Consider the following 22920-nt stretch of genomic DNA (forward strand, 5'->3'; position numbering starts at 1 on the left):
AACATTTGATTTAGAACCTTAAAATTTAACTCGTTGATTCCCATGAAAAGCTTTGATAATGAACTCACGATTAGGAACTTGGAGATGCTCATAAGATGACAAAAAGTTGGTGTTATCATAGGACACTTTTTCAAAGCTTACTTCAATTTTAACCTGTGAAACGTCTAGGACAGCGTATGGGGCAATAGGTTTGGAATTGCATCCTAAAGAGCCTGGATTTAGATAAATTGTGGTCTCGCTCTCAAAAAAGTGAAGTGGATGATGGTGACCAAAACAAATTAACTCTGCTTCTGAGTCTTTAAATAATGCGGTTAAGTTTTCAAGACTTGGTTCGACAATGTTGCTGAAAGGGTCTAAGCTAATGTGATCAAACAGTTTAGTATTCTCAATGTGATAATGTGTAAACAAGACATTATGACCATTGATGTTTTGATGAATTGTTCGAGGTAATCGTTCCAAATTTGAAATAAACCTGTTATCCATACTGTCAGCGATCCATTGATGATGTTCTCTTGCATGAGAGTGGCTGCGTGGATGTTGTTCATCTTTTAAAAGTGCTAGAACTGCTTCATCGTGATTCCCAGTGATTATTGATATATCTGATCTGGAAAATAAAATTTCTAAAACTTCGTTTGTATCGGGCCCAATTCCAATCATATCCCCCAAACAAAAGATCTGGTCAATATCCTGTCTCTTGTCTAAATCTTGAAGCACAGCTCTTAATGCGGGAGCATTTCCATGAATATCTGCAATTAATCCCATTTTCATATAAAGCTACCCCTCTTCATCATTTTTCACTGAGACTCTTTTACTACTCATCGAATCCATATAGAAAAATAAAATTAAAGTTATCATTGTACTAATTATGCATATTAATGAAAAGATAGAATCATGAAAAGTTAAATCAATTAGTATATAAGTTAACGTAACAGTGATTAGAAGAATTAGGACTGACTGTAGGAAGGGATTAAGTTGTAATCTGCTTTTTTTCAAACTCCAAAAAATAAACCTAGTGATGCCAAAGCAAACTAAGGGAATTATTGAGATAGTGATAGAGAAGATTGAAGCGTACATAATCAATTCATCAAAATTTGAATTATGATTGAATCGATACTGGAACTGCAAGATTAAGATTGTTATGAATGTCAAATTAAAAATTGTAATAAAAAAGACTAGCCTCTTAAGTATTTTCATTTTTCCTACCTCATTTTAGGGAAAGCTTGAATCCTATTCTTAATCTCAGCGATAACCGAAGGGATTGCGACATGATCAGTATCTATATACTCCCCAAAGTTGTATTCATTAAAAGCAGTTAAGCATTTGTCTGTTTGTTGAAAGCACCAATTCCCTTCTTCTTCTCCACGATGACGAAGTCGCCCGTAAATTGTCTCTTTACTAGCAGTTAAACAAAAATGGTATGTTTGTGAATCGAGCTTACTAAATCCGTCTTTTATGTAAAGAAAGTACTCTGGTTTGCGAATGGTCATAGGAACTATCAAGTTCTTTTTGTATTTAACAAGTAAAGAATGTGCTACTTGAACCGTTAACTCTTTCCAAAGTTCTAGATCTTGGAAATCTCCAGTCTTCGCTTCAAGTTGGATTGTTTGTTGAGGAAGAATATTTCTTAACATAAAACCAATTTCTTCTGAATCAAATATCATACTATTTTCTATGTCTTTTACTAGTTCACTAGCTATTGTTGTTTTTCCCACGCCAAACGCTCCATTTATCATGATGATCATAAGAAATACACCTCATTCAGTTGAATTGGGAGAGTAATTGGTTACTACTGCGTTCTAACACAAACTAGACCGTATGACTAATTGTCTTGATTTAAGTGCCACAGTTGCGTTAAAGGTATTTCCTCATAGTTCAAATTTAATTTTTCTTTCAAAAACCATTTGGACATCTCGTCTATCGCTCCTGTATAAAAGTTCGTGATAACATGACAATGAGCTAATGCGACATGATCCGTTAATTGCTTGGCAAATTGGTCTAAATCTTCGATATGTTCATCTTTTACAAGAGTATTAGAATAGACACTGACAGTTATTAAATTTTCTCTTAAATCTTCTGCTATAGCATTGCTGGGTATGTCCAAATCTGCTAATTCAGGCAAACGATTCTCATCAAAAATAAACATCCTATAAATGCCTTCCCCACATTGAACATCCCAGACTTCTAAATCCTGAAGTCTTAACTTTCTTTCAAAGAAATCAATCATTACGGCCACCCTTCCTAGTTACCTGAATGTGTTTTTCATAAATCATGTACACTGTATTAGATTATCGTTCCCAATTAGTCATGTAGAAACCAACCCGGTTAGAGTAAAGTCACTAACTAACCGATTGTACTTTCTTCTGTTTCTTTTTATAAAAATAACGCCAAATAAAAAAGATTGTCCAAGAGATTAGTGGAAGCAAGCTTGTAACATAGCTGGTTGGTGTTTCGGAAAATAGAATAAGTAAGACTTCCGCTATCACAGTAGGTACCATAATAACCAACCATACTCTGACTTCCTTATTTCTGAAACTCAGATCAAATCTGTCATTCATGCCTATCACCTCATTACCTCAATTATATTTAGGGCATACACTTTTCAGGTAACGTGTTCGATTACCGTGATAAACTGACTGTCAATTTTGACCTCTCAGTATCCTTAACAGCTGCAAGCCATCAGATTTGTAACCGCTATATCCTCCCATCCAACGAGGGTATGTCACAGGAATTATCGTTACTAAAAACTGTGAAAAGGTAAAAATTGTTGTCCACCATAACAATGAATGCAAATGACTTTGGACAGAAGAAAATGTCATCACTCCAAATGTAATTGCAAGTATTGAAGACATCAAGGGTCCTCCCGCAAGTGCAATTGCTCTCTGTCGATTAGTTAAAACAGTATCCCAATAAGCAAAACCGATAAATGACCAAGAGATGTGAAAGTGGAGTCTACCTAATCTGAAATTCTCTTTATTATGTTCACTTCTCGGTCCTAAATAGATATGTGCATGGGAATTTGAAGATGAGACTGCGCCAATTCCATGTCCTATCTCATGGAGTAAAATACAAATCGGAACAACAATAAGATAAAAAATCAATAGTTGTAGCATATCTTCCCCCTCTCGTACTTCCTATATTGAAGATTTATTATGCAGTAAGCCCTGTACCAATACTTTTTCAACGCAAAACCATTGTTATTTCGAATAAGAAATTATGACGCTAAGAAAATTAATTACTCAGTTTTTCCCATTCGCTTAGATACATGTTTTCTGTAATATTTCTTGGATTATCGATTTTACAAATGAATTCTAGGCTGTTTCCATCAGGATCATTAAAATGAATTTTAGCGTGACCAAATCCATAATTGGGCATTACAAAAGGTTCGGTGGGTTCAAACCCAAAGGCTTTCCTAGGTGTGTAGCCCTTTTTTGTTAGCCAGTTTACTGAGTCTTTGAGGCTTTCCAATGAGACCTCGAAAGCTATATGTCTAATTGAGGGATGATATTCTACTTCCACTTTATCTGTATTCCATAAGCCCAACCAGCTTTTCTCTTTTTCAATCCATAAAAATGCCAATCTATCTTCAATTTTATGATCAAGTATCAATCCTAGACCTTCGTAAAAATGGATAGCTGTATTTAAGTCACTTACGGGTAAATGTGCTTCGTATAAACCTTTAATCAATACATAAAACCTCCTACAGTTAATAGATATGCAGGTCTGATACATTATTAGATCCTCGATGGATTAACCCTATATTCTCTTCTGCTTTATCTGTTGTGTTGTGACTAGTGCGCCAAGCATTAACATCTACGTATAGTTGAACTTAAATCGTTGTAACCACTGTTTCTAATTCTTAAATTCGTCTTCCAATTCCTTTTCAATTTCATCATCACTCACCGTAACAATGTTATCTTTAGTCCCAAAATTCTTTTTTATCAATTGACCCACCTCTGATTTATCAATCCCATCTTTTACTGCTGTAAAGATTACTACGTACAAAATTAATAAGCCAACAATCCATAGTAAAATACTTCCCCATAACATTGGATAGTACCTCCAATTATTTATTTCAAAAAGCTATGCCTACACGATCTTAGGACTGATACAGGCACATTACATCTTCAATACCAGCGCACGTTAACGCTTCTTCACAAACTTTAAGTAGTCTGTCTAAGGTTTCATTTGTTTTTGATTTCAAATGTTTTAGCAAATACATAACCTGACAATCCTAGTGAAGCAAAAATAATGTAACATTTATAATTATTAACTTGTAAGTACTGTTCGAGTTCATTCACATCATCGTACCAAATCGGCCAAGCATATAGTTTATGGGACTCAAATTCTTCTCTGTTTTCTGCGAAGAATGTTTTCAAATCTGCTTCTTCAATATCAAGCAATATACTACCTGCCATTACATGATCGAAATAATGAGCTAAATAAGAATTGAATTTAACAGTGTCAATATCATCTGTCACCGTTTCGATATCTATTCGTAATTCATGTTCTAAGAAGTTCACTGTGTACCCGGTTATCACACCATCGTGAATAGATATTTTTATTCACCTCCTACTATGCACTAATCCCTACCACGAGCTATTGCGAAAGAGAGGATCCGCTGCTAATGCAATAATCATCAATATTCTTTAAGTAGTGAGTACGTCACTTTTTAAAATTGAATACATATATAAATCATCGAACTTACCACAAGTAAATTCATAATGTCTTAATAATCCTTCCTTTTCAAAGCCCTTTTTTTCCAACAATTTCAGTGATGCTAAATTAGCAGGTTCAATTAATGCTTCAATTCGTTCTAACTGTAAGTGTTGAAATCCATACTTAACTACCGCTTCCAATGCTTCGCTGGCAATACCTCTCCCCCAATATTCTTTGTTTAATTCATAACCGATTTCAGTTCGAGAATGCTTGGGGTGCATATTAAGAAAACCACAACTTCCGATAATCCTACCATTGTCCTTGTGAGCTATTCCCCACCTAATTCCAGTGCTATCTTTAAAAATCTTTTGGTACCACTCAATTTCTTCTAGTACATCTTTCTCTGTTTGAAAAGGGTCCAAACCCATATGTTTTACAACATCTTTATCAGATAAATACTCGAGCATGTCATTTGAATCCTCTTTTATTACTTCTCTTAAAATTAATCGATCCGTTTCAATAATTGGGAATTCTCTTTTCACTATGAATTTCCCCTTTCTTAAATTTTCTGGTGTGCAAAATATGATTTAACTTATGGGTTATGTAAGTAAATTTGGTCATGTTGAATCACTTAAGAGCTATGCCGTTCACTTCAAGCAGGTCCAATAAGTTGTCTGGAACAAGACGAAGCTCTCCAGATCGAAACGTCTGTATAGGCAGACGCATCACTTTAAATAGTTCCCCGTTATCTTCTATGCCTTCAAACGTACTCGCTTTGTTGAAAGAGTTATCGGTGAAAGATGCATCATAGACCCTTACAATCTCGTGACCTATATTTCCGTTGAAGCTGAATATATTTTCTAGCGTTCCTAAGTATGCAAGATCCGTAATAGCCGTATCGAGTTCTTCTTTGATTTCCCGGACGAGTGCTTCTTCACTGCTTTCCCCGAATTCGATTCCCCCACCGATTGGCCGGTAAAAGTGATCCTCTTTCACAGGATCATAACCTTCTGCAACAAGGATGGTATCCTCCTGTTGGAAAACACAAATAACCAATGGCCGTATAATTCCTTCTCTCATTTCAATCCTCCCAATTATGCATCCATATTTTTTACTATGCTTTATCCCTCTCACGAGAAAAATTCGAAGGATATATAATTCTCATGCAATTAGTAGTACTAACTATTCAATTTAGTCAGTCATCCGTAATAAATCAAGAAAACACTCCTATGTATTACCAACTTACTAACATCCGTGAGTCAATTCTGTAACATTACACTCGAAATTGCAGAAAGGATGTACATTGGAGATACGTCAATTTTCTTGAGGTGCCTAATTATGAGTAAGAAACGCTTATCCTGGGTGGATGGAGCAAAAGGATTTTTAATGATCCTTGTCGTCATTGGTCATTATCCTGGGCAGCTTGATTTCCCACTCGTTAAGTATATCTATTGGTTTCACATGCCAGCTTTCTTTATCTTAAGTGGTTTATTTTTTAAACCTGTTATTGAAAAGGGCTTAATGAAACACATGATTCATAAACGATTTATGCAATTGATAGTCCCTTATTTGTTTTTTCTAGGAAGCATTACACTTATCCGTTACGGGATTGAGCTTAGTTCGGGCAATATAGATTTTTCATGGTATGTAAATGATTTTTGGACACTTGTTGTAGGTGGACGATTTGCACGTGGTGCGTACGGTGTTTTCTGGTTTGTCACCACGCTTTTCTTTACGTATTTGTTCTTCTTATGGATGACTAAATACTTTAGCCGAACGAAACAAATCATTATTTTGGCAATCTCTTATAGCATTGCCCATTATGAAAGTTTTTTTGCGATGAGCGTAATTGGCGGGAAACCAGACATTGCGTCTCAAACAGTCCCAATGATTTGGAACATCGATGTTGTACTTATGGCAGTCGTCTATTTTGCGTTAGGTTATTATATGAAGAGTATTTGGATGGACGTTTCGAGAAGATGGTTAATCGTTGGATTAATAGGTAGTGTAACAGCCATTTCTCTCGATAGGATTCATGTAACTGACTATCATTTAAGTATGAAATTTTTACGTTATGAACATTTCATTTTAGATTTAATCATTCCACTTTCATTCACAATCGTATTAGTTGGCGTATTCCAGTTCATTGCTGCTCAGCTGTCAGTAAAATGGTTGGAAAAAATCGAGAAGCACTCCTTAACGATTATGTACTTGCACATCTTTACAGATATTTTGCTAAACGACTATTTCACATATGGCATTGTTGGTTTCACCGCATTCGGTTTGGTCGTTCCAATCATTTTTTCGATCATCATACAAAAATTTCTACCGTACGGAAAGCTCCTCCTTGGTGGATTTTCACAAAAAAAGACCTCTACCAATCCAGCAATTACGCATTAAATTCCGTTCCAGTGAGCGATTTATAAAAGTACCTGTGTTCAAACTTTCATGGATGTTAAAACAATCATGAAAGTTTCTCGCGCAGGTACTCTTCACTCTAATATATTTTAAAAATCCACAAAAAAAGGATGGGTATTTTCGTCTAAACAATATTCAATTCTCTGTCTAAAGTTCGTAATTGTTACCATTTCCAATGCTTTCTTTATTGGGAAAAATCCTACTTCTAAACTTTCCGGACTCGTAGTAGGCTTACCACCGACAACTCTCCCCAAAAATAGTGTGTTACAAATAGATCGTTCTACATTCTGAAAGATTCCACAAAACTTGATAATCTCTATATCAATACCAGATTCCTCTTTCGTTTCCCTGATTGCAGCTTCTTTTAGAGATTCCCCCTCTTCAACCTGTCCACCGGGCATCTCCCAACCTCTACGGGGTCCTTTTATTAACAAAAGCTCATTCTTGTTATTTATCACAATAGTGGCTGCTGAAACAATATGTTTTGGTGGTGTCATGCACTCATCCCCATATTCATATCAATTTTTACTAGTTAATTAGAAATCCTTTGTTAGCTAAATGACCTGCTTACTTGAATGATCGCTATATAAAATTAATGCTACTTAGTTTTCAAACCAATTCAATGCACGCTGTTCCATTTCCTTTATGAAAGGTTTCTTCGCTTTACTGTATAAGGCTGTATCGTCATATTGATCAGCCAATTTTTCTTTGAAACATGTATACCGTTTAACTTCGTCAGGATGAGTTCTTAAATAGTCACGGAATACCAGATGACGTCTAATTTGAGGATGATTATACTGATAAACATGAATATGATGAGTTCTGCCTTCTCCACCCTTTCGAAATAACCGTCTGCCTGGTATTCCCCATTCGCCAGCAACATCATAGCCTAACCGCTCCATTTGTTCATTGAATAGGTCGATTTTTTCGATATCTTTAACAAGACACATCATATCAACAACAGGCTTTGCCTTCATGTTTGGAACAGCGGTACTTCCAAAATGTTCAAATTTAATTATTTCATCCCCAAAAATAAATTTTAAGATTTCAGCTTCATCTTCGTACATTCGAATCCAATTTCCTTGATACTCTGACAACCGAACTTTCAAGTGATCTCCCCCGTTAAAAGAACAACGAATTGCAAAGCGGTTTATAAATTTTTACATAATATTTCCCCTGGTAAACCGTCTATCTCACAAAACTCTTGGGATATAAAACCAAGGTTAGTTAATATTTTTCTAGAAGGAGTATTCTCCGGGTCAATAATAGCAGTAATTAACTTTAAATCTAATCGGTTTGCAATTTCTACTAATTTTTTTGCTGTCTTAGTTCCGTAACCTTTTCCCCAATATTCGGGGAACATCATGTACCCAATCTCTGCTTCTCCCATCTTATTTTCATTTAACGTCAAATGTCCAAGTCCAACGAATGCCTCTTCTAAATAATCATAGATTTTATATGAACCAAATCCATCATGTTTTTCATTTCGATTTATTAGCTTTTGAAAACTTATTTTGGCTTCATCATAAAGGAAAGCACGCTCAGTTATTTGAGCCATAACATCGTCATTCGAAACAAGACTATTATATAAATCAAAATCAGTTTCTTGGAATTTCGATAATTTTAATTCCATTTGAACCTCCAACTTTCAGTTTAAGTAAGAATTGATTTGCTACAATATAAAGATTATTCGTCAATAAGCCTTGAATATCCTGATTGAAGCTCAGCCCTAATACACAAGCTGCGCACCGTTTGAAATAGAAACAAATGCAGTACTAGTGTGCGATTACACCTTTCCCCATCCCTATTAAAGAAACAGAACCATTAGGTCTTCATCAAAATAGGTTTCATTTAGTTTTAATGCTCGTTTTTCCGTACCAAAAACTTCAAACCCCAACAAAGAATATAGTTTTTTGGCTGTCTTATTTGTCGTGACCACAGTTAAATAAACCTGTTCTACCCCTTGCAATTCTATTGCCGTTCTAACGGCTTCTTTCACTAACGCTTTTCCGATACCCGAACCACGTTTTTCTGGTGAAACGTACATAGCTACAATAGTTGCTTTATGGCATAATTTGATTCGCTGCTCTTTGACTAAAGTGATCATCCCAACAAGTTCGCCATTTTCAAAAGCACCAAAAGTAAAGGAGTCTTCGGATTGGAATCTAATTTTGTACTTGTCAACAGGATAATCTTTTTCCTCTTCGTAAGTAGAACCAAATGCCTCAGGACTGTTTTGTAAAGCTTTTAATCTTAGAGTTAGATAACTTTCTGCATCTTGTGGAACTAAACGTCTGATCATCATAGATTCCCTCACAATTATAGACATGATTTTTTCTTTGTTTTACGATAAAGTAATGAACTCTTGTCCTTCTTGTATAGTTGTGCAAACTGGCAACAGGTTGAATCAAGGTCGTTTTTCCCAAGGTTCTAGAGTTCCAACTATGCTCTCTTCTCGATCCCATCGAATTGCTTTAATTATACCCGCGGCAATCTCTTTGTTTGTAAGCCAACGAGAGGAGGAGTCGCTTAGAATAAAACCAAGCACTATTTGACGATAAAGACATCCTTCTGGTAAAGGAATTGGATCTATAGACAAATGGGCGGTACTTCCCTTGACATGAAATAGCCTCCAAGGATTAATTGGTAGATTTGAAAGCTGTTCTGCCAAAATATGTAGCGTATTTGGAGCATCTGAATGAATCCAGCTAAGGGCTAAAGTGAGTGGTCCACGTTTTTGTTGAATTTCCATAATTTCTTTAAGAAATCGTTCTTCGTTTCGATAATCAACACTTATTGGGAAAACACTAGAAGAATCGCTAGCCTCATTTACTACGTCGTCTAATCGTTTTTTGGTTCTCCCAATAACTGAAACATTGTATCCTTGATCGACAAGCCATAAGCAGACCTCTTTAAGCATCCCAGTTCCTCCTACAACAAGTACGTGAGGTTTCAATATGATGCCCCCTCTTTAAATACTTCTAATCAATTCAAAAGGTATAAGTAGTTTTCTTTTGTTTAAAGGAGAAAATTAATGAAACGAAAAGTATCAAGAAAAGCACATAAAGTTCATATTGAGCTAAAAAGTCCTCCTTCTGTTTCCTTGAGAAAAAGAGCTTATTAAAAATTGCTCCTAATACACAGAGTGGCACTGAAAACCTAATAAAAAAGAATTTTAATTCTTTCATACCATTTTCATTTTGGCAAATCCGAAGGATGACGTTATCATGCTTCCTTAGTTGATTTCACAATGAGAACGAACTCACTCATAAGACAGCTAGTATTACCGGTAGTGTGCCTACTTATAAAACCGAAGTTGTATTAATTGGTTATCGATTCCTAAGTAATCTTCCTTACCAATTCTACTTATCTCTTTGAATCATACCTTTTTAAGCATTTTTCTTGAGCGAATATTTCCTTCATGTGTTTCAGCATCAAAAATGGAAATCCTGAATTTTTCAGAAGCATACTCCATCATACAGAGAATGGAACTAGTCCCGATTCCTTTCCCCCATACACTTCTTTCTCCAATTGCAATGCCTATTTCAGCAGTATTATTTTCAATATGAGCCAAATCCACATATCCAACTAATTTGTTTTCAAGCAAGATTCCCATACGGACAAGATCTTTAGACTCGAGATTTACACAGTTAAGCCACCATCTATATACTTCTTTTTCATTTCTATTTTTCTCCCAACCATTCGCTTCACAAAAAGTATCATCTCTACTCCACTTTACAACAGTTTCATAATCGTCTTCACGTAAATTCCTGATTTTTATAGTGGGTAGTATGCTTTCTTTATTATTCATTTCATCCTCCCATTTTACGATCTGTCCATTATAGATTGTTCCTATTTCAGAAGTTGCTGCCCATTTAAGTTATACCGTACAGTTAACAAAAAAGAACCTCTTTAGACAATTCTATCCAAAGAGGCTCAACAACGCAATTTAATTTTCCAATAATTCTTAACCTTATTCTTAGCACTGTGCCGCTATGCAGGGAGGTTCATAAAGGGGGATGAGGAAATACATAGTCTCTGATTAATTATTTGTGTTATTGCTACAAATTGGATCTGTAACCTCTATCATTTGGAATGCCCTTCTGACACACTCTCTCAAGCATACTTTTTCATGATGCAGCTTCTTGAACATTTCAAAACGAGCCGTGTTGTGGAATGATGAAAACACTCATTAAGGGATTAGAGCTGTCCAACATAGGATCGCAATTGTTCAGCCACTTTATTGTTCCCTTGTTCTATCGCCAATTCCATTGCAGTTACCCCATTATCTAACCTTGCATGTGCAGAAGCTCCATGTGTAATAAGAAGACTAATCAGTTCCGTATTATCGTCGTGAAACGCAGCTGTATGTAAAGCTGTATGCCCGTTGCTATCAAAAATATTTGTTTTAGCTCCATTATTTAAAAGAAGCTCAATAACTTCTAGATTTCGTGTTCCTGCAATTGCTGCATGAAGTGCAGTATTCGAAGGGATATACTCGATCTTAGAATGAGAAAGGGCATCTATATCCGTATGATGATTTAAAAGGATAAGAACAGCGTTTTTATCACCTAAATGAGATGAAAAACCTAGAGGAGTTAGTCCTTGCTCATTTTCTGCATTTGCTAAGTTGGGGGAAAGAATAAGAGCCTTCTCTAAGGCATCACCATCACCTGATTCAATAAATTGAAATAGATCGCTAACTTTTGAACTCACAATAAAACCCCTCCAGTACTATTTTTATACTCAAATCATTTCTAATTACAAACACATTAACGTTATTGAGCAGCTGAATTTGGGATTTCGCAGTCTTGGTGGCCTTTTCCATCATAGTTTGGACCATTTGAGATGAAGCGATTATTCAGCAACTTTGATGAAAAATCTAAACTATGAATTGTGTAAACCAGGCAATGTATTTTGCTCCTGGTATAAAAAATAATTGTGCCAACAAAGTTCCTAAAAGCCTGGACGTAACCATCATCAATGAGATATTTTTAAGTGTCTGATAATTACCTCTCTGATTCACGACATCATCCGCAACCACGGAGACTTTTGGATCGACGAAAATAACTAATAGAATTGTAGCCATACCATTGATTAAGCCGGATGCCATAATTGCTGTTGATGCACGTTCTGGGGTGAGCAGTGCTGCATATAAAGCAGATAACACACCAATAGTGTATATTGCAGTTATTATCATATTTATTAAGAATAACCTTACTGGAATATCTTTGATCTTAGTATCCTTTAAATATGAAAATTTCGGTAAACTGAAATGTGTAATGCCTCGTTTGAGGTACTGCGAGGAAAACAGTCTTTTAAATAACGATGGAACAGAACCCTTTTCTTCAGATAAATGAATGATTGCCCTTGAAAATAGAGCTACAAAAGTAGGGAGTAAAAGCATTCCAAACACAGTACCAACTGTTGAGGCGCCTATGAGAAAACGAAATTGTGTCTCTACGAATTCTTGCGCATTATGAGTTGGCGCAGTGTCTATTAGACTTCCTGTAAAAGGCTGTTGCATCATATTTGCCAATCTTGAAAACATCACCATTATATTAAAAAGAGATAAGGCCGAAGCAATCATCCGTACTCGTGCTCCTGATAGTCTCACGGCATAAGCAAGCGTTTCAATAGAATGAATAATAAAAATGAACAACGCTATATATATGAGTTTTTGAGTAATAATCTCCAACAGGATTACCTTCTTTTTAGCAAACTTGTTTAAGATTCTGCTACATAACTAGGTCGAAGCGAACCCTACATTCTGGTTCTTTTTTATAAATAGGCTAAATTTCAGAATACTCGTTTATATGTTTGATCACAGCCATTTCCTTGCCAAAGCGATCACCATTATCAATAAATCCTAAACTGGCATATAACTGGTGGGCTTCCTTATTATCTGGGTGGTAACCCACAACAATTTTTTTTGCATTTGGTAGCTTGCCCATCTCTGAAATCATTAACTGAGTTGCAGCTTTTCCTATGCCTTGCCCCTGGAAGGTCTTATCAACCATTATTCTAAATACCCAATAACCATCAAGTTCCTCCTTCAAAGTATTAAACATTAGAAAACCAACTACTTTTTCTTCAGAATAAATTGCAAAGGGTTTTAAAGAGGGCTCAAACTTTGATTGGGCTATTGAAACAGCATTCGTTTCTATATACGCGGCTTGCTTCTCTGATAATTCTAATTCACAACAGTCATACCAGTTATCTTCGTTCAATTCTTCAATTTTCACATTACCTGCTTGCATACATTTTCCCCTTTCGATTTTAGAGGGAACGCTAAGTCACTGTTGTTAAATAGACGTTCTCCCCTTTAAGTTATTAACTAAAAAAGTGCTCTCGTTTGCCATAATGAACGCCCCCCTTAACATGTTTTTGACACAAACATCATTGTGAATTTTTAAACTATTCATGTTGAAAATAACCGATTCCGGAAACTATGGTGCAAATTAAGCGCGAGTGTTCTTTAGCAAATTCTCGCCTTATTGCAAACTACATTGAGGAAATAAATAACAATAACAGCATGAGTATTGCTAGAAAAATACTAAAAAGAATATTTAATAAGGATACAATTATATTGTTCTTGAATTCTCTAATACCGAACACAAAACCACAAAATGTTGTACTCCACCAAAGAATATCAAAGAGTGTTTCATTAAGAATTTCTAAAATTCCAGTGAAGAAAAATACAAGTAGTGATAATTGTAGTGAAAATGAACTAATTCCCAATAAAGATGGTTTTTTTTTGAGTATTTCTTTTTCTGAAGTATAAAGAAACGCCAACGCCAATGAAAACAAAAATTAGAAATATAACAAACAACATAATAATACTAGTGACGAAACTCTCCTCCTAACACCGTCAATACTTCTTACACTAACCTTCCCTTTATTGTAAGACGTTTGAACTGGTGGAAAGTTCTGTTTTTTAAGAGGCCCTATAAAATTTCCGAAATCTAATTTAATTGGCCAGTATTATATAATAGTATTTCACTTCATGTAATAAACTGCTTAAATCAACTGCTGACACAAGAGTAAAGTATAGTGCAAGTGTAGTTGCAACAATCATTATTATCGCGCCGCTACCTTTAAGCATCTCACTCTTTTTCTTGTAAAGGATCAGGGCGGTTATAACAACAAGTACAAAGTAAGAGAACGATATTATTAATGTACCTAATTCTAATTTGCTCTCGTTGACACTAAACATAAAGTTCTCTAGATTCTTTACATTATCTGCATTCTCTTCAATGAGTAAATTATTTCCTTTATAACCAATATCCCAAGAAAATGTATCTTGTTCCTTAACCACGACGTATTGATATCCCATGGCTGCCCCGTAGCCAATAACCCCTGAGTATCCTTGTACTTCATCTTTTTCCCCTTTGGAACAAGCCGCAAGGAATAAAATAGTAGCGAAAAGCATTAGAAGAACATATTTTTTCATGTCACATCATCCCCTTTCAAAATCCATCTTGTAAATTGAAATAAGATAGAATCAACTATTTCTTAATCAAGCCAAGCTCTTCAATTATTTCAGGAGAAGTAGACAATTGCTCACTTTGTGAAATGAATTGATATGCTTCTGTATATTTCTTTTCATTCTTCAATTCATGATAGTGAGAAACCTCATCTAACCATTTTTGATGGAAACCCCAGTCCTCAATATTATCTTTCTTAACTATCTCTAATGCTTTTTGAGCATTGTTTACGGCCTCTTGAGAGTCAATAACGGTTAATAAATAGGAGAGATATATGTAACTATTTGAATTTTTAGGTTCTATACTAACGACTTTTCTTCTAGCACTGAGGGCTTCATCCCATCTTTTTTGCTTTTCCAGCATTAATGCGTATTGGTGCCATGCTAACGGTTCCCGTGGATGCTTCTTGAGAATTTTTTTATAGTGTTCTTCAGCCTTTTTGAAATCAGACTCTTGCCAGAGGATATGCGCTTCATCTAAATCTTTTTCCAATGAATAAATAGTTGTGATAGTAAGTGTCTTTGGATCTAACCCAGTGAGTTGTTTAAAGGACTCATCAAACGTACCAGCTTCTTTTATATTCAAAACAATGTCTGACAAAATAATGGAATCGTCAACGCTGCCTATTACATATTCAATTGCTTTTCCTGCAAAGTAATAGACATCCGATTGCTTAGTAGCATTCTTCCAATCTTGAGAACTTTGTAATTTGTCAAACGTTAATTCAGGGCTAATGTTTCCAGGGAATTTGAATTCCGCACTTATCTGATTCCCCATGTATTCGCTCACGCCTTCATGATACCAAGCAGGGACATCGTCAAACTTCATTTCCTTGTCGACTAAAAACATGTCCATCAAATAGTGACCATACTCATGGCTAAAAATTTCAGACAAAGAAGGTTCCTCACCATTCACATCTATTGGTTGCTCATATAAGATGGCTCTATTATCCATTCCAGTATACGATCCGGCTTCCCTTTCCCCTGCAGATGGTCTTGCTTGTATGTACTCATAATAGTTAGGCAAAATAATCACTTCTAGATTCTTGGTTTTAGGTATTTGATATCCGAAGATTTCTAGTTCAAGTTGTTCAATATCACCCATTTTGCTGATCATCTCATGAACTTTGTCCTCCGCATTCGGCGGGTATTTAAATGTAATATTTCGTTTCTTTAATTCAGGATAGTCTTTTATGAGTTGTTGGATTACGTTTTCGTTAACATCGGTCTTACTTAAGACGACATTCATTTTATCAAGCGGAGAAAACTCCCCGAATTCATCAATTATTGCAAAGTTGAAAATCCATAGTACAACCAAAAGAGTCCCGGTTATAGCCAAGTATAAAGCTTTTAAGGAAAGTTTTATTAGTCCGTTCCAATTATAAAACTTAGACTGGGATTTGATAAAGCTGATTAGTGCAAAAATAAAGGTTGTAAACAAGGCGATCAATCCCAGAATCAAAACAATAGTTCCCCACAGTTTACTTGATAATAGAAAGACGCCAACCAACAAGATAGCAGTGAAAATTAAGCCTATTAATGTAAAGAAGATGTATTTAATAACGCGCAATTTGCTTTCCTCCAAGATGACATAAGAATAGTAAAAAAAACTACCGTATTTGCTTAGTGCTTTTTTAATGGCGACATGTTTCTCTGGCCCATTTCAGGTACAATGCTTCTTCGACAACTGAATCCGTTTGAGAAGAAGTACAGCTCAACCATTTACTTCCTGACCAAGTACGGACTTAAGTACGCGATTCCTAAACTAACTCTGAATGCAACTGAAAATGCCGTTAGTATGTTGATATCATCTTTGAAAATGAAGTTAACCGTTATATTAATAACGAAAAGAACCGAGAAGTATTTTGAAAATTTAATATGGCGCTCCCTCAAACACTTTCCTCCCTAATTAAAATTCATATATTGATGTTCTTATAGTATTTTGACCTGGCTAAAGTACAGCAGTTAATAAGTACCGCCGTCCGTTTATTTAGATAAATTATCAATCGCCTTAACGGCTAATCCTAATGCTTTTATTCTTCTCTCTAAAAGAGTTTTCTGCGGGCTACCAGCCTTTGACTTAGCATAACTATTCTCGATTGATGGGAATAGACCATTAAGAACACTACGAGCTTCCACTAAATCTGCCGGTGTGTAATGATAAGGTTTTTGATCCCAAGCGTATTCCAGCGTAGCCAATCCTATGCTAACAGCTTTGAGTCGCTTCTTTACTAATGTGGTATTTGCGCCTTTCTGAGTCATCTGAGAAAAAGCATTTTCAAGTTTATTAATTGTCGATTGTAAAGATTTTATTGATTCCACTTTATTTACATTTGTTGCGTTCTCCATATTATGACTGCCCTTTCTTCATCTTCAATAGGCTCTTGTTCCGGAATAGATACAGATCCTTAATAAAAGAATATCGCACTTTTGCTAAACAGAGAAAAATCATTTACCTATGATGCTTCTTAACACATTAGTTTCCTGTTTAGAAAGCGTAAAGTAAATATTTGCACCGTCATTATATAAAATCGAACTATCATCGTCCTGATAAAATACATAAAACCACATTTCAGCAATACCTTCTTTTCGTCTTTCTAGAGTGAAAAATGTATCTGGTTTTCTAGCTAAGTCCTTCGGTTCATCAATCTCCTTAGCTTCTCTAATCATCGTTCTCATAGATTCAATGGATTCTGCATCCTTAATCTCCATTTCAAAACTAATTGCCGTTCCATTTACAGGAGTTCCTACTCGTATCACTTCAGCTGCGGAACACCCTGGGAATAATGCTAACGAGATTAAAACCAAAAATATCAACTTAACCTTTTTAATTTGAATTCCCCCTCGAGTGTCAAGGTGTGCTTATTTTCAACAGTAATAGTCAGTTCCTTATTCTGAAAAATGGAATTTAGGGCTTTCTAACCGATTGAACAATAAAAACTATGCCTAATACTGCTACTGAGGTGGCTATTATTAATGGTAAGGTTCCTACTTGTATTAGAGCAGTTTTAAAAACACCATACCTTGAATCCCATCCCCCTCCACCAGGACTATTCAAAACCTGCGAATAGACAGATGCCGAGATCAAAGTTGAACCGTAAAGAATAGCACTTACAATTAACAATGTTAGACCAATGTTTACGTGTTTAATTTTTCTCACCCCTATCTTTAACTAAATGGCCATATTAATCCGCAACAATTACTCAACAACTACGCCAGATAATGGATTAAGTTATAAATATTGCTTTTCCCATTCACTTAAATACATTTTTTCCGATTGTTCAACTTCTTTGGGTAATCGAGTTATCAGTTCCAAACTATTTCCATCCGGATCATCGAAATAAATCATTGCGTGCGCTTGGCTAGGAATAACGATGGGTTCTTCTGTTCCTATACCAAATTCATCCCGTACTTCGATTCCTCTTTCTTTTAACCATGCCTTCGCTTTCTTTATATCTTCCAAATCAACAAAAAATGCTATGTGTCTTAATGAAACGTGATATGGTATCTTTGCTTCTGAACCTACCCATAACCCGATCCAACTTTTACCTTCCTCAATCCAAAAAAATGCTACTTTATCATATCTTTTATATAAAGTAAGACCAAGCTTTGTGTAAAAATCAATTGATTGTTGTAAGTTACTAACAGGTATATGCGCTTCATATAACCCCTTTATCATTAAATCCCCCCCATAGTAGAGCGAAATTAGTATGAATGATCAAGTGCATTTAAAGCAGGCGAAGATAACAAGTTGAACCTCTGTAGGTTTTTAAAATGATATGATGGAATTCATCTAGCATTATTACTTTTTCTAACTTCAAAAAGAACTAGCCACTAGCGGTGTTATCAATAATAAAAATGAAATGAGAATTAGCAAAAATGACACTTTTTTTGGGAGTTTTTCTTTACTTTTTCCTTTGTACCATCCTGAAAACTGTAACTTGTTTCTATATAATACAAAAATGATTATAAAAATTGCTGTTGCACCTACCCACATGTATTTAATAGGTACTTCATACATGGTATAAATATTGTTTAATACAGCCCATCCCAAACCGCCAAAAAAAATAAGAATTATAAGTATGCGAAGTAGTTCTAATGACGTCCTCATATCGATACTCCGTTCTTTTTAAGATAAAAATTTATTTGCATGTGTGCTTTGGAATTTGGCACGATTCATAAGGGGATTGCATAATTAAAAACACAAACATTTTGTCAACGACGGTTAAATTGTTTCAGTAAGAAATCTAAATCCTCTGGGTATGTGTGAGACATTGTTTTCACTTCAGGTAATGACTTCCAAGCAGCAGCTGCAATAATCCCATCAGGATCCTGGATACCAGTGCTCGTGCCAACTTTTTCTACTATAAAATAATAGGTTTTCACTTCAATACCTTTAATCGATGTTTCTTTAACTAGCAATTGTTCGATGATACTCACATCATATCCTGTTTCTTCTTTAACTTCCCTTAGACAACATTCCTCGGGACTTTCACCTTCTTCGATTCCGCCAGAAGGAACCGCCCATTCTTCTGATCCGTGACATTTCACCATTAGTAGTTCATTTTTTTCGTTGAAACATATCCCTGCTGAACCCAACCAGCTTTTCATCAAATCCCCCAAATCATCAATCCTGTTATTGAACTATTTGGCTATTTTGAAGAAGAAGCGATTTATAGTAATATGCTCTGTTGATTGTAGCGGAAGAAGGCAGACTCCGAAGGGATCAGCGTGCGTCTTGAGACCCCGTAGGGCGCATGGTTTTCGGCTTAAGCCACGCCCCTCGGAAAGCGTGCCTTCTGAAGCGGAAAGCAACAGTCTTCAAAGACAGTGTCCCTAATGCAGCACAGACTTATTGAATGCGTTTGGTGAAAAAGAAAGTGTTTACACCATCTATCGACTTAATGAATCTCATAAAATGACAAAGCAACCTATAAGTTATGATAGAACGCTAAGTGGTTGAACGACCTCGCAAACTTCACTTTCTTCAAGGAATTTGGTAACGATTGATGAATGGGAGCTACCTACTATAAACAAAATACGTTCTTCCTGTGACTCAATTAGACGGGTCACATTAGAGAACATAATTAAATTCCTTTTGTACCACCAGCTTAACCAGTTCATACCGACATAGTTATTGAAATCACCGATACGTGCTATATTTACATATATCTTATGGAACATATTAATGAGAACGGGATCATTTAGCTCTTTATAATAATCTACTATACTTTTATTTTCTGTTAATTCGGGCACATGAAGTTCCTTGTATATTTCATTTAAAAGTTCTGGTTGGTTTTCTCTCCCCCAACTCTCGACTTCTCCATAATGCATGTCATACTTGCCCATCCAATCGATTGCGTATATCTGTTCATGGCCAAGCTTTAAACCTAAACGAAACCCTACTTGGTCGATTTCATTCATTTCTAAGTTGTTCGAGCCCGATCTGTATTGGATATATTTTTCGTTTAACTCCTCATTCTCTTCTGCTACCATTTCAACTGCAATCTTCGTTGGTTTATAAATTGCTAGTTTAGAAACTAATTCCTCGATTTCAGTTTGTCTTTTTTCGGAGTTTAGGCCTTCATGTTCAAACATATGAAAAGTTCCAAGTAGAAGAACTTTCGCCTTTTTCTGCATCAAAGTTACTCCCCCTTTTTTCTCCATTCACTATCCAAAACACTATAGAGAATTGAATCTCGCCAACCCTCTTCCAATAAGATATTTTCTCGCATTCTTCCTTCTTGAGTCATTCCAACTTTCCCTAAAACCTTTGAAGAGCCTACGTTTCTTGGATCACTTGTAGCGAAGATACGATGTAGACTTAAGGTATCAAATCCAAAGTTTATTAAAAGAGTTGCTACTTCTGTAGCGTATCCCTTTCCCCAATAATCTGGATGCACAATATAACCTATTTCCCCTTCTCTATTGGTTAAACTCCGTATATTCAGCTCGCCTGCACCAATTAGCACGTTGTTTTCAATGACCGCAAAAACAAACCTACTTCTTGGATTCCTTGTAGCATCAGACAGTACTTGTCGCACAAATATTTGTGACTCTTCTTCGGTATTCGGCCCCCAAGGTTGATATTGGCAGACACTGGGTTGAGAGGCATAGCTATGTACATCGATCCAATCTCTATCTTCCATCTCTCTCAAGGTAATTCTTTCACCATCTAAAAAACCAGTCATTCAAGCAGCCTCCCCACTCCAGTGGTATTTCTTTCTATGAAAGATACAATCAGCTAAGTTACAACTTCCATTCAAACCATCTTCCGTGACCATCTGTGTCACCGATCGTGTTTTTAGATTCCACACCATTCACATAGTAATCGAGGTGGAGTTGCCGATCCCACATATTATTGTAAATATGAAAGACGTCTCTCTTACTCCCGATCTTTGCAATCTTATCTAATAGCTCGTGCTTGGTTTCATTTGGGATTTGGTTTGCCACATGAGTGTGAAAGATACAAATCGTGGAGTCTGTAGGAAGTGTATCTACTACGTCGGGAAGTAAAAATACTCCATCGCCTTCAACCAGTTTTACTGGGTTTTCTTTCAAAGACTCAGCAGCCCTGTCGAATAACTCCATTCGTTCCTGATGCTCGGGCCAAATGAGTGACTTTAACCACAAATAGTCTTCAGAATCAGATAGATTGCTTATATTGAGATCTAATCCAATTTTAGATGCAATTGGAGGGCTTTCAGAAAGTATTATTGGAAAGTGATCCCCTTTAACTTCCGAGGTGATATGAACACGAGCACCTTCTTTTCCAAACGTTTCACCAGTACCATATGAATAGCTATAGTGATCCCATAAGAGCTGAAGACCCGCACTGGTTCCAATTTCAATAAGAGACAATGGTCTTTCAACTTTGTTGTAAATCCACGAAAATACTGGATAGAGATAGCCGCATCGCCTAACCTCATTTGTTTGAACTAACTTGCTCTCTACTATTGAAATGATTTCCTCTCGATATCGCTCACAGAAATCTTTAAAATTGCTGAATGTCTCGTTGTCTATTTTCCTTGGTGGATTTGTAACACTGCTATAATAGTCTTTTAATGGATGTACATATCCTTTTAATAGAAGATAATGAACAGCCCCGAATAATAGGTTAGGTACCGGCTGCCCTTTTGGAACTGCCAGGCACAAATTGAGTACTTCAGCGTCTTCTGCTATTTTCAATGACAGAAATTCATAGAGTTCACTGGAGCCCTTACATTCCATGTTTGCGAAGTTCATAAAACTCCAGGATAAATGAGAGTTTTGCATAATTGTTCCTCCTCTGCTACTCCTTTAAAACGGCACCAACATTTCTATACTTAATCGTCAAGCCAACGTTCAGTACTAGCTACAGTTTTTGCATCTGCATCTAACTTGACCTTTTTCCCAATGGCTAATGGATGCATGGGATGGGTGTGGCACGTGTCAAATTCAGCTAGAATTGGAATTGGCAGTCCATCTAGCTGTTCAAGCAATAAATCCAAAGGTTGTTTGCCTGTCCCTAAATCATCATATAATTCATGTTTCCCCAAAATGATGCCCGCGACTTTCTCGAAGACGCCATGTACTTTCAGCATAGCTAGATTCTTTTCCACAACAGATGGCGATTTCGTACAGTCTTCGATTAGTAAAATATCCCCTTGCTTAATCTCAGGGAAATATGGTGACCCGATAAAGCCGTACATCGTATTCAAGTTCCCTCCGATCAGTCGGCCTTCTGCAACTCCTCCGTTCCCCGTTACCCATTCATTTGGATACAACTTTTTCTCTGTCGTCTTCTCCAACCAGTTGACCGGTTCGTCGGACCAATAGTCAGGCATAGGTACTTCATAAGGAATGTTACTTTCTTGCATAAAATACTGCTCGAAATAGCGATACGTAACAGTGACTAGTGGCTCAAACTCACCGAATGATGGAACCAAAGCGGGTCCATAAAATGTCGGGATACCTGTTTTTGCATAAAGCGCGAGTAGTATCGCTGTTGTATCCGAATACCCAACTACAAGTTTTGGGTTTTGTTTAAATGCTTCGTAGTCAATATAGGGCAACATACTATTTGAGTTGGTACCACCAATTGTCGACATGATCATCGTGATATCGGGATTCCTAAGCAACTCATTCAGTTCATCTGCTCGCTCTTTAGGTGCGCCTGATCGGTACCCCTCGGCTTTCCCTGTTAAATTCCCCTCTTTCACGATGAATCCTTTCGATTCCAAAAACGCTTTTGCCCGTTTATAGCGAGGCTCTGCATTCACGGTTGCAGGTGATGATGGGGAGAAGATTCCGATTGTATCCCCTTGTTTTAATCGCTTCATTTTCTGTACTCCTTTCGTTACTATTTTTTCATCTTATCA

The 22920-nt window shown here is 36.3% G+C and carries 29 protein-coding genes; 1 reads left to right on the top strand and 28 read right to left on the bottom strand.

From position 1 onward, the window contains the following. Positions 1–18 precede the first annotated feature (18 nt). The 9 genes from RL70_RS04885 to RL70_RS04935 all read right to left on the bottom strand — a co-directional run bounded on the left by RL70_RS04885 (position 19) and on the right by RL70_RS04935 (position 5736). Positions 19–768 (bottom strand): metallophosphoesterase, encoded by a 750-nt coding sequence (locus RL70_RS04885; protein ID WP_039042307.1) that lies wholly within the window; start codon positions 766–768, stop codon positions 19–21. A 431-nt stretch (positions 769–1199) separates the two neighbouring features. After that, a complete protein-coding gene (locus RL70_RS04895) occupies positions 1200–1742 on the bottom strand; it encodes an AAA family ATPase (RefSeq protein WP_039042309.1) in 543 nt (180 codons plus the stop codon). 77 nt (positions 1743–1819) lie between these two features. After that, positions 1820–2224, bottom strand: a complete 405-nt coding sequence (locus RL70_RS04900; RefSeq protein WP_039042310.1) for a hypothetical protein — start codon at positions 2222–2224, stop codon at positions 1820–1822. Positions 2225–2636: 412 nt separating this feature from the next. Further along, complete coding sequence (locus tag RL70_RS04910; RefSeq protein ID WP_039042312.1) at positions 2637–3110, bottom strand: hypothetical protein; 474 nt, start codon at positions 3108–3110, stop codon at positions 2637–2639. Between the two features lie 118 nt (positions 3111–3228). Then, positions 3229–3684 (bottom strand): VOC family protein, encoded by a 456-nt coding sequence (locus RL70_RS04915; protein ID WP_039042313.1) that lies wholly within the window; start codon positions 3682–3684, stop codon positions 3229–3231. Positions 3685–3849: 165 nt separating this feature from the next. Continuing rightward, a complete protein-coding gene (locus RL70_RS04920; RefSeq protein ID WP_039042314.1) occupies positions 3850–4047 on the bottom strand; it encodes a hypothetical protein in 198 nt (65 codons plus the stop codon). Positions 4048–4181: 134 nt separating this feature from the next. Beyond that, on the bottom strand, positions 4182–4520 hold the full coding sequence (locus RL70_RS04925) for a hypothetical protein (protein WP_156137904.1): 339 nt from the start codon (positions 4518–4520) through the stop codon (positions 4182–4184). Between the two features lie 126 nt (positions 4521–4646). Continuing rightward, on the bottom strand, positions 4647–5198 hold the full coding sequence (locus tag RL70_RS04930; protein ID WP_039042316.1) for a GNAT family N-acetyltransferase: 552 nt from the start codon (positions 5196–5198) through the stop codon (positions 4647–4649). Positions 5199–5283: 85 nt separating this feature from the next. Then, positions 5284–5736 carry an NUDIX hydrolase gene (locus RL70_RS04935; RefSeq protein WP_039042317.1) on the bottom strand — a complete coding sequence of 151 codons (453 nt, stop codon included), beginning with the start codon at positions 5734–5736 and terminating at the stop codon, positions 5284–5286. Between the two features lie 258 nt (positions 5737–5994). Here RL70_RS04935 and RL70_RS04940 point away from each other — a divergent pair, with 258 nt between their 5' ends. Then, complete coding sequence (locus RL70_RS04940) at positions 5995–7056, top strand: acyltransferase family protein (RefSeq protein ID WP_039042318.1); 1062 nt, start codon at positions 5995–5997, stop codon at positions 7054–7056. Positions 7057–7163: 107 nt separating this feature from the next. On the opposite strand, the gene RL70_RS04945 is transcribed toward RL70_RS04940, so the two are convergent. The 19 genes from RL70_RS04945 to RL70_RS05040 all read right to left on the bottom strand — a co-directional run bounded on the left by RL70_RS04945 (position 7164) and on the right by RL70_RS05040 (position 22881). Then, complete coding sequence (locus RL70_RS04945) at positions 7164–7571, bottom strand: NUDIX hydrolase (protein ID WP_039042319.1); 408 nt, start codon at positions 7569–7571, stop codon at positions 7164–7166. A gap of 105 nt (positions 7572–7676) precedes the next feature. Then, positions 7677–8183 (bottom strand): GrpB family protein, encoded by a 507-nt coding sequence (locus tag RL70_RS04950; protein WP_039042320.1) that lies wholly within the window; start codon positions 8181–8183, stop codon positions 7677–7679. A 41-nt stretch (positions 8184–8224) separates the two neighbouring features. Next, positions 8225–8707, bottom strand: coding sequence for a GNAT family N-acetyltransferase (locus RL70_RS04955; RefSeq protein ID WP_039042321.1), 483 nt, complete (start codon positions 8705–8707; stop codon positions 8225–8227). 174 nt (positions 8708–8881) lie between these two features. Continuing rightward, on the bottom strand, positions 8882–9379 hold the full coding sequence (locus tag RL70_RS04960; protein ID WP_039042322.1) for a GNAT family N-acetyltransferase: 498 nt from the start codon (positions 9377–9379) through the stop codon (positions 8882–8884). 102 nt (positions 9380–9481) lie between these two features. Then, positions 9482–10030 (bottom strand): short-chain dehydrogenase, encoded by a 549-nt coding sequence (locus tag RL70_RS04965; RefSeq protein ID WP_039042323.1) that lies wholly within the window; start codon positions 10028–10030, stop codon positions 9482–9484. A gap of 423 nt (positions 10031–10453) precedes the next feature. Continuing rightward, positions 10454–10885: a GNAT family N-acetyltransferase gene (locus tag RL70_RS04970; protein WP_231567235.1), complete on the bottom strand. Its 432-nt coding sequence runs from the start codon at positions 10883–10885 to the stop codon at positions 10454–10456. 389 nt (positions 10886–11274) lie between these two features. Then, the gene (locus tag RL70_RS04975) at positions 11275–11790 is read right to left on the bottom strand and encodes an ankyrin repeat domain-containing protein (RefSeq protein WP_369795190.1); all 516 of its coding nucleotides are present in this window, start codon (positions 11788–11790) and stop codon (positions 11275–11277) included. A gap of 166 nt (positions 11791–11956) precedes the next feature. Then, positions 11957–12772, bottom strand: coding sequence for a lipid II flippase Amj family protein (locus RL70_RS04980; RefSeq protein ID WP_039042325.1), 816 nt, complete (start codon positions 12770–12772; stop codon positions 11957–11959). A 94-nt stretch (positions 12773–12866) separates the two neighbouring features. Continuing rightward, positions 12867–13334, bottom strand: coding sequence for a GNAT family N-acetyltransferase (locus RL70_RS04985; protein WP_039042326.1), 468 nt, complete (start codon positions 13332–13334; stop codon positions 12867–12869). A 710-nt stretch (positions 13335–14044) separates the two neighbouring features. After that, on the bottom strand, positions 14045–14527 hold the full coding sequence (locus RL70_RS04990) for a hypothetical protein (protein WP_039042327.1): 483 nt from the start codon (positions 14525–14527) through the stop codon (positions 14045–14047). Between the two features lie 55 nt (positions 14528–14582). Further along, positions 14583–16130, bottom strand: a complete 1548-nt coding sequence (locus RL70_RS04995) for a hypothetical protein (protein WP_039042328.1) — start codon at positions 16128–16130, stop codon at positions 14583–14585. A gap of 416 nt (positions 16131–16546) precedes the next feature. Continuing rightward, positions 16547–16909, bottom strand: coding sequence for a hypothetical protein (locus RL70_RS05000; RefSeq protein ID WP_039042329.1), 363 nt, complete (start codon positions 16907–16909; stop codon positions 16547–16549). Positions 16910–17008: 99 nt separating this feature from the next. Next, entirely contained in the window at positions 17009–17320 is a 312-nt protein-coding gene (locus RL70_RS05005; protein ID WP_156137905.1) for a hypothetical protein, read from the bottom strand. 472 nt (positions 17321–17792) lie between these two features. Beyond that, complete coding sequence (locus RL70_RS05010) at positions 17793–18239, bottom strand: VOC family protein (protein WP_039042331.1); 447 nt, start codon at positions 18237–18239, stop codon at positions 17793–17795. 536 nt (positions 18240–18775) lie between these two features. Further along, positions 18776–19171: an NUDIX hydrolase gene (locus RL70_RS05020; protein ID WP_039042333.1), complete on the bottom strand. Its 396-nt coding sequence runs from the start codon at positions 19169–19171 to the stop codon at positions 18776–18778. Positions 19172–19498: 327 nt separating this feature from the next. Continuing rightward, the gene (locus RL70_RS05025; RefSeq protein WP_039042356.1) at positions 19499–20200 is read right to left on the bottom strand and encodes a DUF5694 domain-containing protein; all 702 of its coding nucleotides are present in this window, start codon (positions 20198–20200) and stop codon (positions 19499–19501) included. 5 nt (positions 20201–20205) lie between these two features. Beyond that, complete coding sequence (locus RL70_RS05030; RefSeq protein ID WP_039042334.1) at positions 20206–20751, bottom strand: GNAT family N-acetyltransferase; 546 nt, start codon at positions 20749–20751, stop codon at positions 20206–20208. 58 nt (positions 20752–20809) lie between these two features. Continuing rightward, the gene (locus RL70_RS05035) at positions 20810–21838 is read right to left on the bottom strand and encodes a DUF2332 domain-containing protein (RefSeq protein WP_369795192.1); all 1029 of its coding nucleotides are present in this window, start codon (positions 21836–21838) and stop codon (positions 20810–20812) included. Between the two features lie 47 nt (positions 21839–21885). Continuing rightward, the gene (locus RL70_RS05040) at positions 21886–22881 is read right to left on the bottom strand and encodes a S66 peptidase family protein (RefSeq protein WP_039042336.1); all 996 of its coding nucleotides are present in this window, start codon (positions 22879–22881) and stop codon (positions 21886–21888) included. Positions 22882–22920: the final 39 nt, after the last annotated feature.

Source organism: Sporosarcina sp. ZBG7A (assembly GCF_000813425.1).
Lineage (GTDB): Bacteria > Bacillota > Bacilli > Bacillales_A > Planococcaceae > Sporosarcina.

Coding starts and splice junctions, on each gene's coding strand:
- RL70_RS04885 (WP_039042307.1), bottom strand. CDS start 768: ATGAAAATGGGATTAATTGCAGATATTCATGGAAATGCTCCCGCATTA.
- RL70_RS04895 (WP_039042309.1), bottom strand. CDS start 1,742: ATGATCATCATGATAAATGGAGCGTTTGGCGTGGGAAAAACAACAATA.
- RL70_RS04900 (WP_039042310.1), bottom strand. CDS start 2,224: ATGATTGATTTCTTTGAAAGAAAGTTAAGACTTCAGGATTTAGAAGTC.
- RL70_RS04910 (WP_039042312.1), bottom strand. CDS start 3,110: ATGCTACAACTATTGATTTTTTATCTTATTGTTGTTCCGATTTGTATT.
- RL70_RS04920 (WP_039042314.1), bottom strand. CDS start 4,047: ATGTTATGGGGAAGTATTTTACTATGGATTGTTGGCTTATTAATTTTG.
- RL70_RS04935 (WP_039042317.1), bottom strand. CDS start 5,736: ATGAGAGAAGGAATTATACGGCCATTGGTTATTTGTGTTTTCCAACAG.
- RL70_RS04940 (WP_039042318.1), top strand. CDS start 5,995: ATGAGTAAGAAACGCTTATCCTGGGTGGATGGAGCAAAAGGATTTTTA.
- RL70_RS04945 (WP_039042319.1), bottom strand. CDS start 7,571: ATGACACCACCAAAACATATTGTTTCAGCAGCCACTATTGTGATAAAT.
- RL70_RS04955 (WP_039042321.1), bottom strand. CDS start 8,707: ATGGAATTAAAATTATCGAAATTCCAAGAAACTGATTTTGATTTATAT.
- RL70_RS04960 (WP_039042322.1), bottom strand. CDS start 9,379: ATGATGATCAGACGTTTAGTTCCACAAGATGCAGAAAGTTATCTAACT.
- RL70_RS04970 (WP_231567235.1), bottom strand. CDS start 10,885: ATGAATAATAAAGAAAGCATACTACCCACTATAAAAATCAGGAATTTA.
- RL70_RS04985 (WP_039042326.1), bottom strand. CDS start 13,334: ATGCAAGCAGGTAATGTGAAAATTGAAGAATTGAACGAAGATAACTGG.
- RL70_RS04990 (WP_039042327.1), bottom strand. CDS start 14,527: ATGAAAAAATATGTTCTTCTAATGCTTTTCGCTACTATTTTATTCCTT.
- RL70_RS05000 (WP_039042329.1), bottom strand. CDS start 16,909: ATGGAGAACGCAACAAATGTAAATAAAGTGGAATCAATAAAATCTTTA.
- RL70_RS05010 (WP_039042331.1), bottom strand. CDS start 18,239: ATGATAAAGGGGTTATATGAAGCGCATATACCTGTTAGTAACTTACAA.
- RL70_RS05020 (WP_039042333.1), bottom strand. CDS start 19,171: ATGAAAAGCTGGTTGGGTTCAGCAGGGATATGTTTCAACGAAAAAAAT.
- RL70_RS05025 (WP_039042356.1), bottom strand. CDS start 20,200: ATGCAGAAAAAGGCGAAAGTTCTTCTACTTGGAACTTTTCATATGTTT.
- RL70_RS05030 (WP_039042334.1), bottom strand. CDS start 20,751: ATGACTGGTTTTTTAGATGGTGAAAGAATTACCTTGAGAGAGATGGAA.
- RL70_RS05040 (WP_039042336.1), bottom strand. CDS start 22,881: ATGAAGCGATTAAAACAAGGGGATACAATCGGAATCTTCTCCCCATCA.